This window comes from Micromonospora thermarum (genome assembly GCF_012034245.1).
In the GTDB taxonomy this organism is placed as follows: Bacteria; Actinomycetota; Actinomycetes; order Mycobacteriales; family Micromonosporaceae; genus Micromonospora; species Micromonospora thermarum.
Genome location: NZ_JAATEO010000062.1, coordinates 1 through 10,896 on the forward strand (window position 1 = coordinate 1; position 10,896 = coordinate 10,896).

The 10,896-nt window shown below is 69.6% G+C and carries 7 protein-coding genes and 2 pseudogenes; 2 read left to right on the forward strand and 7 right to left on the reverse strand.

Going from position 1 to position 10,896, the window contains the following annotated elements:
- Positions 1 to 669: 669 nt before the first annotated feature.
- From HCJ94_RS28715 to HCJ94_RS28730, 4 genes are all read right to left on the reverse strand, one after another.
- Positions 670 to 831, reverse strand: a complete 162-nt coding sequence (locus HCJ94_RS28715; protein ID WP_168004141.1) for a hypothetical protein — start codon at positions 829 to 831, stop codon at positions 670 to 672.
- A 119-nt stretch (positions 832 to 950) separates the two neighbouring features.
- Entirely contained in the window at positions 951 to 2,309 is a 1,359-nt protein-coding gene (locus HCJ94_RS28720) for a dihydrolipoyl dehydrogenase family protein (RefSeq protein WP_168004142.1), read from the reverse strand.
- On the reverse strand, positions 2,306 to 2,494 hold the full coding sequence (locus HCJ94_RS28725) for a bleomycin resistance protein (RefSeq protein ID WP_168004143.1): 189 nt from the start codon (positions 2,492 to 2,494) through the stop codon (positions 2,306 to 2,308). The genes HCJ94_RS28720 and HCJ94_RS28725 overlap by 4 nt, the downstream gene beginning before the upstream one ends.
- Positions 2,495 to 3,240: 746 nt before the next feature.
- The gene (locus HCJ94_RS28730) at positions 3,241 to 5,997 is read right to left on the reverse strand and encodes a helix-turn-helix transcriptional regulator (protein WP_168004144.1); all 2,757 of its coding nucleotides are present in this window, start codon (positions 5,995 to 5,997) and stop codon (positions 3,241 to 3,243) included.
- 446 nt (positions 5,998 to 6,443) lie between these two features.
- Here HCJ94_RS28730 and HCJ94_RS28735 point away from each other — a divergent pair, with 446 nt between their 5' ends.
- Positions 6,444 to 7,529 (forward strand): alpha/beta fold hydrolase, encoded by a 1,086-nt coding sequence (locus HCJ94_RS28735; protein ID WP_240944595.1) that lies wholly within the window; start codon positions 6,444 to 6,446, stop codon positions 7,527 to 7,529.
- Between the two features lie 905 nt (positions 7,530 to 8,434).
- Here the strand turns inward: HCJ94_RS28735 and HCJ94_RS29765 are convergent.
- The 3 genes and pseudogenes from HCJ94_RS29765 to HCJ94_RS28755 form a co-directional block, all read right to left on the reverse strand.
- On the reverse strand, positions 8,435 to 8,575 hold the full coding sequence (locus tag HCJ94_RS29765; protein WP_205802075.1) for a hypothetical protein: 141 nt from the start codon (positions 8,573 to 8,575) through the stop codon (positions 8,435 to 8,437).
- A gap of 174 nt (positions 8,576 to 8,749) precedes the next feature.
- Positions 8,750 to 9,259, reverse strand: a complete 510-nt coding sequence (locus HCJ94_RS28750; RefSeq protein ID WP_168004145.1) for a VOC family protein — start codon at positions 9,257 to 9,259, stop codon at positions 8,750 to 8,752.
- A 165-nt stretch (positions 9,260 to 9,424) separates the two neighbouring features.
- Positions 9,425 to 10,336 (reverse strand): annotated as a pseudogene (locus HCJ94_RS28755) (IS110 family RNA-guided transposase); the annotation flags it as partial.
- Between the two features lie 204 nt (positions 10,337 to 10,540).
- On the opposite strand from HCJ94_RS28755, the pseudogene HCJ94_RS31605 reads away from it, so the two are divergent.
- A pseudogene (locus tag HCJ94_RS31605) lies at positions 10,541 to 10,744 on the forward strand (hypothetical protein); the annotation flags it as partial.
- Between the last annotated feature and the right edge of the window lie 152 nt (positions 10,745 to 10,896).

The window sequence follows — 10,896 nt, forward strand, 5'->3', positions numbered from 1 at the left end:
TTAGACGGCGAAACCTCCTCGACGTGGAACTGCTCTGAGGTGTCATGCCCGAGGGTTCATGTCCACGACCTGTGCTCCCCTCCTGATGATGGGCAGTCGCGCCCGTCAGCCTGCCCGAAGTGGCCCGAGTATGAGATCGTTCAAGGCTTTCTCGGCGGTGGCGACGTGCCGGTGGCGCCTGAAGCCTCTGCACCATGTCACGATCGACACGGTCCAGGACCCGGGACGAGCGGTGGCCGAGGGTATGATGCGGAGCCGACGACCGAGCGGGGCACCGCATCGGGCACAGGTCGACTCCGCCGCGACGACCTCGTAGGTGAGTTGGATGAGCCAAAGGTCGAGGGCGGAGTATGGGGTGGCCACGGCTTCGTGGCGACCCCAGTTCCATGGACCAGGTGAATCGCCGAGGTCCAACCATTGCGCCCACCACATGAGCCAATCCATTTCTCGTTCTCCAACGCGACTCAGTGCCGCCCCGCGAGGACGCGCGAGCTTCCGGACGGTCACGCCCTCCACGACCCGGCGTTTTCCGGTCAGGGGTCACAGATGGTTGGCGTCGACGACGGCTTGGGCGAATGCCTGGGGGGGGGTTCCTGCGGCACGTTTTGGCCGACCTTGACGACCCGGTGTGCGTACTTCCCGATGAACTTGCCGCGGTACGCCGAGGCGTCACCGGCAGGTGTGAAGGGATCGAACTGGCCATCGATGGTGATCGTCGGCACGGTGATCGCGGGACAGGTCGCGACCGATCGCCGGCACCGCCACGTTGACGACGTTGGCGTCGAGGAAACCACCCATCGAGGCGAGCACCGTGGCGGCGATCAGCGCCACGCCGGTCGCACTGCGCAGGGCGATCAGCGAGCTGGCCCCGGTGTTTCCCGCATCCTCGGCGGAGCGCGCTGCCGGGACCGGCGGTCTCGAGGGCGTACGTAAGCCGGCAGTGACCTCGTTCATCGCGATCCCGCCCCGGCTGTTTGGTGTCTGGTGGTGATCTTGTTGTGGAGCGCGTTCAGTGCGGCTACGTAGATCTCGGAGAAGGTGGGGAAGGGCTGGATGGTGTCGCGCAGCACGGCGAGCGGTACCTGGGCACGGATGGCGAGGGTTGCCTGTTGCAGCCACTCACCGGCCTCCGGAGCCAACGCGTAGGCGCCGGTGAGCCGCTCGCCGTCACTGAGCAGGGTCAGGAAGCCGTTGGACTCGGCGTAGGCGCGGGTGTAGGTGGCCGTCCTGGCCACCTCGTTCACGGGGACGGTCACGGCGAACCGGGCCCCGGTGGCGCCCACCGAGGCCGCCTGCGGGTCGGTGTAGACCACGCGCGGCACGGCGTCGTAGTTCGCCTCACGCGGTTCGCCGAGGATGTTCGCGGCCACGACGTCGCCCTGGTACTTGCCAACATGGGTGAGCAGCCACTGGCCGGTGACGTCGCCGATGGCCCACAGCCGCTCGCCGGCGCGCAGGCGCGCGTCGACCGGGATGCCGCGCCGGTCGGCCGACACGCCGACGGTCTCCAGGCCGATGCCGTCCACCCGGGGCCGCCGCCCGGTGGCGACCAGCAGCCGGTCGCCGCGTAGCTCCCGGCCGTCGTCGAGAGTCAGCACATAGTCGGGGCCGTCGCGCCGGGCCGCGCTCGCGTGGACGCCGAGGACGAGTTCGATGCCGTCGCGGCGCAACACCTCGCCGAGCGCCTCGCCCAGTGGCGCGGGCTCATGGTCGAGCAGGCGGCCGGCGGCGGCGAGGATCACGTCGCGACCGAGGCGGCGTACCGCCTGGGCCATCTCCACCCCGACTGGCCCACCGCCGAGCACGATCAGCCGCCGCGGGACGGCCTTCATGCCGGTAACCTCACGGTTGGTCCAGACGTCAGGTAGGTCGGCCAGGCCGGGGATGGGCGGCCGGAACGGGGACGAGCCGGTGGCCAAAACGACGTGTTCGGCGGTGTAGCGCACACCGTCGACCTCGACGATGCCTGTACCGGCGAGCCGGCCGGTGCCGCGTAGCAGGTCGATGCCCTTGCCGGCGAGCCACCGTTGCTGACCGGCGTCGGAATAGTCGGAGACCATGAAATCCCGCCAGGCCGGCGTCGCCTCGACGTCGACCTGGGCGGTGGCCGCCGCCTCCCGCGCCCCGTGCACCGCCTCGCCGGGACGCAGCAGCGTCTTGGACGGGATGCACGCCCAGTACGAACACTCGCCGCCCACCAGCTCCCGCTCAACCAGTGCGACCCTAAGGCCGCCCTCGGCCAGCGCACCCGCGCAGTGCTCGCCCGGAGAGCCGCCACCCAGGACAATCACGTCATAGCCGTAGTTCATCGCAGCACCGCTTCCATATGCAGCGCGGCGTCGCAGGCCGCCTCGTAGGGGTTGCGGCCACCCTCGCGGGCGACGATATAGGCGGCGTACCAGTCCGACCAGTGGTGCTTGGGAGCGGTCGCCTCGTACGCGCCGTGGTGCTCCTCCGCCTCCCGCAGAAGCCCTGTCAAAGTCGTGATGTCCATCAGTTGTCCCCCTCCGCCATGCGGGCTCAATACAGTCGGCCGTATCCGTTCGAAAGAAGCCGCCGGCCCGACGAGCGAGCCCAACCACCCTCGCGCGGCCCACGGCCCTTTCGACCCAGGGAAAGACCCTGGTCCGTGCCGAGCCCGTGCCTGGTCCTGCCCCCAGGCCCGCAGAGGGTGGCGCGACCCGCCAGCAGACCAGGGCCGGGCCAGGCAGTCTCCCCGGCGCAACCGGCCGCCCGGGCCCACGGCAGTCAGTGAAGTCGACATGAGCACCGTGCAGATCACGCCCCCCGCGACGCCGCGTGAGAGGCGGTCATCCCATGCCTCCCGACATCACCCAGGCGCGTCTCCCCTGATTACGCGCTGCCCGACCACACCAGCACCGTCCGCACACTCAGCGAGCTGCAGGGCCGCGATCCGCTGATCCTCACACTCCCGTGTGCCACCGCCCCAAAGAGCACCAGCAACACCTCGAACTAGCGGCGTTCTAGTCAAAGGTCGCGGTGGCCTACACCCAGATAGTCACGATCTCGACCGACGAGCACCACACGCTGCAGGAGTTCCGCGCTTCGGTCGGCGCTTAATGGACCTTCCTGTTCGACCCCGGACGGACGATCCAGGAGGACCTCGACATCCAAGAGTACGACCCCGACACGTTCGTGCTCAAGCCGGGGACCGGCCACTCAAAGTGCCTACAACGGCTACTGGTTCTGGGCCGCCCGTCGGTCGCGACCGGGCGGCCGCTATCGAAGAAGGGCCCCGCGGAGCTGCCGGCGGGAGCTGATGCCAAGCTTGGTGAACACCTTGCGCAGATGCCACTCGACGGTTCGGGTACTGATGAACAGTTGCTCACCGATCTCCGGATTCGACAGGCCGTCACGAGCCAGGCGCGCGATCTGGGCTTCCTGTGCAGTGAGGTCATTGCGAGTCTCGACACTGCGCTTACGCACTGTCGCGCCCGTTGCCAGCAGTTCCCGGCGGGTGCGCTCCGCGAAACCCTCCATGCCCATCGCGCTGAACATCTCGTATGCGATGGTCAATTCACCGCGGGCGTCCACCCGGCGGTTCGCCCGTCGAAGCCACTCCCCGTACAGCAGGTGAGCGCGGGCGAGCTCGGCGCGCACCCGTGCTCGGCTCAGATGCTCGACAGCCGCCCGGAACCGGCCCTCGGCATCGTCTCCTTCGCACAGCAGTGCTCGCGCCCGGGCCTCCACCCCAAGCGCCCAGTCGGTTCCGCTCGCTCGTGCCTTTCCAGCGAGCCGGTCCAAAGCCTCCGCCGCCAGATCAGTCCTCCCGGTTCGTGTGGCCGACTCGATCAGCTCCGTCAAGCCCCGGCTGTGCGCGATCACCTCCTCCGGATCCGCGCACGCCCGGCGCGCCGCGGCTAGTGCCGCCTCATACTGGCCCAAGCTGTTACACAGGAGGGCGTGCGTGTACTCACTGTAGGCGACTCCAACTCCCTCGCCGCGGGAGCCAGCCTCGCGAATCGTGACCTCGATCAGTTCTGTCGCCTCGCGTGCCTTGCCCCGCCACGCGGCGACGCTCAACGCACCGTACGGCGCCGTGCTGATCCCGATCGCCTCCTTTACCGACTGTGATTCTGCGACCAGCGAGGCGGCGGCCGAGAGCTCGCCGCAGAACACGAGCAGGGGAACGTGCGAGCTAAGCGCGTGTGGTAGCTCGGTCAACGCGCCCATTGTCCGGGCGATCTGAAGGTGGCGATGCGACAGGATGTGCGCGCTCTCGTCGTCCCACAGCTCCAGCGCGAGCACAAGACCCTGCCACAACCAGCGCAGCCTTTCCCTGGCCGAGATTTCGTCGCGGCGGAGTTTCTGCAACGCGTCCCGGCACAGCGGAACCGCCGCTTCATACTCGTCGGCGAGCGCGCCGAATGCGTCCAACAGCAGGTCGCCAGCCGTGGGCTTGTTGTCCGACGGGCGCGGCGCGGCGCGGGCCGCGAGTGCCACATCGGCAATGCCCACACCGTCATGGAGCCGGCCCGCGAAATGCGCCGCGGAGAATGCGTCCAGGTACGTCTGACGTGCGAGCCCGACGTCGAGTGGCTCGAGGCGTCGGGCGGCAGCCAGCAGCAGCGGTGTCGCTTCGTTGCCGCGGCTCGATGCGAAGGCCAACTGGGCACGCACCATGTCGATCCGCGCGCGTTGGAACTCGTCCGCCGGTCCGTCGCGGGCGACGGCGAGCAGGGCACATGCGACGTCGAAGGCTCCCGACTGCACGTTGGCGAAGGCTGCGTCCAGCGCCCGGTGAACCCGCTTCGCTGGATCCGGCGTCAGCTCGGTCGCGCGGGCCAGAAAGGCGGCAGCGGCTGCGAGCCCGCCGCGGGACTGTGCGCGTCCGGCCGAGCGCACGAGTTCGGTGGCCACGTCCTCGTCAGGCCCGGGCGTGGCGCGGGCGCGGTGCCAGGCGCGCCGGTCCGGGTCCGCCTTGGCCTCAGTTGCCACCGCGAGGGCGCGATGCACCCGGTGGCGGTCGGCGGTGGTGGCCGCACGGTAGGCGGCGGATCGGACGAGTGGATGGGTGAACTCCACGCGCCCGCGAATCTGGAGGAGTCCGGCGTCCATCGCGGGAGCGGCCGCAGCCATGTCGATACCGACGGCCTCGGCGGCACGGTGGAGCAGCACCGGGTCGCCGAGAGGTTCCGCGGCCGCGGCGAGGACGAGCAGCTGGGTGTCGGAGGGCAGCATTCGGAGCCGCTGGACGTAGCTCTGCTCGATCTTTCCTGCTACCGGCCGGCTGGCGGGAAACCCAAACCCTCCGGCGACGTCCGCTGCCCGCCACGTGCGCGGCAGCTCGAGGAGCGCCAGAGGATTGCCATGACTTTCCGTGATGATCTGGTCGCAGACGGCCGCATCCAGGGGGCCGTGCACGTTGCCAAGCAGTAGCGTGCGTGCATCGCCGTCGCTGAGTCCGCCGATTGGCAACGAGGGCAGCCCGGCAAGGACGTCGTCCCCGGTCCCGGTGCGCGCCGCGCACACGACCGCGACACGCTCCGCGAGCAGGCGGCGGGCGACGAAAGCGAGGATCTGCGCGGAGGCGTGGTCGAGCCACTGCGCGTCCTCGACGAGACAGATCAGCGGGTGCTGCCCGGCGGCCTCCGCCACGAGGGTCAGCGTCGCGAGTCCCACCATGAGCCGGTCCGGAACGGGACCAGCGCTCAGCCCGAACACGGTCGCCAACGCGTCGCGCTGCGGGACCGGCAGCCGCTCAAGGAGGTCCAGCATGGGCGCGCACAACTGATGGAGGCCGCTATAGGCCAGTTCCATCTCCGACTCCACGCCTACCGCCGACGCGATCCGCCAGTCGGCGACCCGATCGGACAAGTAGCCCAACAACGCGCTCTTACCTACACCCGCGTCCCCACGCAGTACCAAGATCCGACTCGCACCCGCGACCACATCAGCCACAAGCCGGTCGAGCGCCTCACACTCGCTACGACGTCCAAGCAAACCCGCGGCGCGCCCACCAGCCTCTGCTACCAACGCCGACCTTCCCCATATGGCCGAACCGATATCGGACCGGCCACCACTCGATGGTCACGGCTTGTGGGCGCTCCCACCGCGACCTCGCTGGCCAGCATACGAGGTGATCGATGCCAGGCGGAATCAGCCGAACCGACGATCTTGGCCCGGTCGCTCAACGGCGGGGCCGGCGTACTGACCGGATGCACCGCGCACTCGCGCGAGGCGAACGGGTGGGGCCGTGCTCTTCAGGAGGCGCCCCTGACGTCCAGCCGCAGCGCGCCGCCGCTGGCCAGGCAGTGCACCGAGACCAGGGTTGCAGACCAGGGTGTTCGACGGGTGCGACGAGCCTGCTCCAAGCACGACATTGGTGCCCGCAGTGGCGCGGGGCGGTGACAGGAGGCGGCTCCCACAAACTCATTTCTCCCGCGCCGTAGCCGAGATGGTTTCCATAACAGGAGGATGTTTTGATCAGAACCGAAGCCACCGAAGCGACACCCGGTCCAAGCCGGCGCGCCCTACTCGGCGCAGCGGCCGCGGCGGTCGGCACCGCTGCCCTCGCGCCGCTGGACGCGCTCGCCGCCCACCCGGCGCACGCCGCCGGCGACCACCAGTCGCAAAACCCGACGGGTCCCGGCTCGGTCTCCGGGGCTCCGCAGCTCCCGGCCGGGTTCCGCACCACCTTCACCAGCCGGTTCATCTACGCCAACGGATTGCGCCAGCACGTGGTCATCGGAGGCGACGGCCCGCCGCTGCTGCTTGTGCACGGCTGGCCGGAGAACTGGTACGCCTGGCGTTTCCTGATGCCGGCGCTGGCCCGGGACTTCACGGTCATCGCAGTCGACCAGCGCGGTATCGGGCTGACCGACAAGCCCCAGGACGGCTACGACAGCGCCACCCTCGCCAACGACCTGGCGGCGCTGATGGACGCGCTCGGCCACGAACGGTTCGCCGTGGTCGGCCACGACACCGGCTACATCATCGGCTACGCGCTGGCCGCGGATCACCGCGACCGGGTCGACCGCGTGGCCCTCGCCGAGATCCCCGGGCCCCCCATGCTCCCGGGGCCGCCGCTGTTCATCGAAGAGGCGCTCAACAATCGGCTCTGGCACATCCCGTTCAACCGCGTCAACGACGAGCTGATCGTGGACATGGTCCGCGGGAACGCCGACGCCTTCTACCGCTACGAGTTCACCATTCAGGCCGGGCCGATGCTGCTGCCCGAGCACGCCATCGATTACTACGTCGGCCTCTACAACCGCGACAGGGACGCCCTACGCGCCACCTTCGGCCTCTATCGAGCCTGGCACGCCATGATCGCCCAGAATGAGCAGCGCAGGACTCAGCCACTCACGATGCCCGTCCTCGGCATCGGCGGCGAGAAGAGCTGGGCGCACTATGCCGGACAAGGGATGGAAGGCATCGCGAACGACGTGCAGACCGTGGTCATCCCCGGTGCCGGCCACTGGGTCGCCGAGCAGGCTCCCGAGGAGATGCTGGCGGCGCTGACCACCTTCCTGGCCCCGTACCGTGCTGCCGCCGCAAACCGCTAGATCACGATGCTCGGCCGTCCGGGCATACTCGGACGGCCGGGCATGCCCGGACTCGGCAGTGCACGACGGTGAGCGCTGCGACGAGTGGTTGACGCAGCTGATAGCTGGCAGTGTCGCGGGCCCGTACCCGGTGGTCGGCTCGCCGAAGCGGCGCAGCGGTGACCGTCGCCGACACGCCGTGCGGCACGCCGCGCGGCGCCGCCCGCTTCCTTGCCCGGCCGCCCTTGAGCCGTGGACCGAGATCTGCGATGCGGTCGCGTCCTCGCCGCCGCCCGACCGCGTCGCCGACACGACCTGGACATGACCGCATTCAGCGGCTTACCGTGGCATCCCGGCGACGCCGCGCGGACTACCTGACGGTCAGCGGGTGGCCCCCGTTCAGCCGGCCGGCCGGATGCCGGTGCTGGTTTTCCGTCCACAGCGGCAGTTTCTTGCCGACACCTGCTCGGCAGCCGGGTACGACGGTGCCGCGTTGGCGCGTCGCGGCATGGTCGTGGTCACGCTCAACTACGGGCTAGGCGCGACCGGCCGGCTGCAGAATCGACGACGCACCAGCCAACCGCGGACTGCTCGACGTCGTCGGCGCGCTGCTGTCCGATCCGCTCGCCGAAGGACTGTTCCATGGCCACCGCTCAGAGCGGCAACGGCATCGGCGCGTTCACCCCGATGCGGGCGAGCCGGGTGACCCGAGCCCTCGCCCGGGAAGCGGCAATGCCGCCGACGGTCGACGGGGTTCGCCGGAGGCTCGACCGCGTAGGACTCCCTGCGGGCGTCGGCGGCCGATGACGAACCGCCCCGTCGGCCTGTGCCGCATCGGGAACGCGGTAGCTGGTGCGCGCCGTTCACCCTTCCCCACGCCCGCCTGGTCCTCTCGCTGGTTCGCTCCGAGCCGGGCGGTGACCGTGTCAGTCGATGCGGTCGCTGCCTGCTGTGCTGCCGTCGGGTTGGCCGTCACGCGGGTGGACGAGGTGTTCGGCCTGCGCCATGTACCGGCCGGCGGCCGCGGACGCCTCGTCCGGGGTGCTCCCCTCCTCACGCGCGTTCATGTATGCCGCGTACCAGTCCCACCAGTCGTGCGGAGGGGCGACCTTGTCGTACGAATCATGATGTTGACCTTTTTGTGCAGCACATCCGCCAGCGACGGCACGTCCACGTTCTCCTTGTTACCGGTTGGAAAGCCGAATCGTTGTTCTCGCGGAGCAACTGGCGGCCGTCCAGCATCAGACTCGACCCGGAAGCCGTTCCGTGATTTCCTGCAGCACGTAGCGGTTGCCCTCGGAATCTTCGAACGAGGCGTACGTGGCATACGAGCGGCGTTCGGGATGGGGCCCGGAGGCGCGTTGCTTGTTGCCCATGTGGAAGCCGCCGCCGAGACCGCCACCGGCGTCGTGGAACGGCTCACTCACATCGACGCCGCGCGAGAGAAGGTCGTTGCGGGCCTTGTCGATGTCGTCCACCACCAGGAGCAACCCGTCGAACGAGCCCGCCTGGGCGGAGGTGACGCCACTGCCGAAGATGATAGAAGCGTTCGATCCGGGTGGGGTCAGCTGCAGAATTCGGTAGCCGTCGTCGCCGGCGAAGTCGGAGTCGAGCCGCCACCCCAGTCCCATGTAGAAGTCCTTGGCGCGGTCGGGGTCAGCGACAGGGATGACGACGACCTCCAGCCGGAACGGGATCGCCGCGTCACCGGACGCCGCCGTTGCGTTGTCGTTGCTTGCCTGCGTACTCATGAAGACCTCCGGTGGAGTCGGGATGCGCGTTGCCGCCAGTCTCAGCGTCGGGCGCACGGAGTCGCACCCGGGTGAATCCCTGGTTGGTGCCCGGGCCTATGGCGGCACGCGGCCACCTCGGGGGGTGGTTCCGAATGGGCCGGGGGGGTGTCCCTATGGGGTTCGTCAAGCGGGGACGGGGGTTGTTGGGCGGTGCTGGTAGGGGATTTTGTCGCGGAGTATGGCAAACAGGACGTCGCAGCGGCGTCGGGCGAGGCAGATGAGGGCGGCGTTGTGACGCTTGCCCTCGGCTCGTTTCCGGTCGTAGTAGGCCCTGCTGGTGGGGTCGGCTAAAGCTGCGAACGCGGCGAGGAAGAATGCGCGTTTGAGGTTCCTGTTGCCGCCGCGGGGTGGGTGCTCGCCGCGGATGCTGGTGCCGGATCGTCGGGTGACAGGGGCGAGGCCGGCGTAGGCGGCGAGGTGGCCGGGGGTCGGGAAGGCGGTGCCGTCGCCGACTTCGAGCAGGATCCGGGCTGCGGTCCTGACGCCGATGCCGGGCATCGAGGTCAGGACCGGGGCAAGAGGGTGCGCATCAAGGATCCTCTCGACCTCGCCGGCGACCTGGTCGCGCTGACGCAGGACGTCGCGGAGGCTGTCGGCGAGGCGGGGCAGGATCGTCTCCGCAGCTTGGGTGCCGGGGACGGTGACGGTCTGCTCGTCGAGTGCGGTCATGATCTGCTCGACCAGTCGTTGGCCCAGGCGAGGGGCGTGGGGGCCGGCGATGGACAGCAGTTTCCGTCGGCCGGCCTTGCGCAGCCCTGCTGGTCCGCCGCACCGGGACAGCAGCTCCAAGACGGCCTTGTGCTGCACTTTCGGGCCGAGGACCCGTTCCAGAGCGGGGTGGATCTGCGTGAGCAGCCCCCGGATCCGGTTCGACACACGGGTGGCCTCGCCGGCGAGGTCGTCGTCGAAGCCGACCAGGACCTCCAGCTCGGCCAGGGCCTCGTCGCCTGCGTCGACCCGCCGCAGCGTGTGCGGCAGGGTGCGAGCCGCGTCGGCAATGACGTAGGCGTCGCGGGCATCCGCCGGCTGGTCGCCCAACCTCCTTGCCGGCCTGCAGCCAGGACCAGGCGCAGACCAGGGAGCCTGCTGGTCGAACGAGCCGTGGGCCGTGCGAGGGTGGCCCGGCCGGCATCGATCCACGTCGACTTCCGCGAGAACGACGTGTCCAGATCATGAACATGAAACTCGAAGTCGTCGTGCCCGTCTCCGGCGTCGACCGGGCCGGGCAGTGATCGGGAACGCGCGGTGATCCGGACGCACTTCGGGTTGGGTGAGCCGGCGTGGACCCTGCACCAGATCGGCGGCGCGCTCGGCGTGACCGCCGAGCGGGCCCGACGGATGAGGCCGGCGGGTTGGGCAGGCTCCGCGCCCGGCTCGCACCGGGCGCCGTCCACTCACCGAGTCCCTGCTCGCCTGAGCCCCCCGGACCGGGAGGACCAGTGACTGTCACGGGTGCGAAGGGCCGGGCCGCCGCGCGACCGTGGGCGGCGACCGACCAATCCGCCGGCGCTCCGGCGCCGGTCGACCCGACCTGGCAGGTGGAAACCATGTCCAACGGCAAGGAAATCCGTCCCTTCCGGCTCGACACGCCGGAA

Bases quoted from the DNA above. Each gene is read 5' to 3' on its own strand.
- HCJ94_RS28720 (WP_168004142.1), bottom strand. From the start codon at position 2,309: ATGAACTACGGCTATGACGTGATTGTCCTGGGTGGCGGCTCTCCGGGC.
- HCJ94_RS28725 (WP_168004143.1), bottom strand. From the start codon at position 2,494: ATGGACATCACGACTTTGACAGGGCTTCTGCGGGAGGCGGAGGAGCAC.
- HCJ94_RS29765 (WP_205802075.1), bottom strand. From the start codon at position 8,575: ATGAACGCGCGTGAGGAGGGGAGCACCCCGGACGAGGCGTCCGCGGCC.
- HCJ94_RS28750 (WP_168004145.1), bottom strand. From the start codon at position 9,259: ATGAGTACGCAGGCAAGCAACGACAACGCAACGGCGGCGTCCGGTGAC.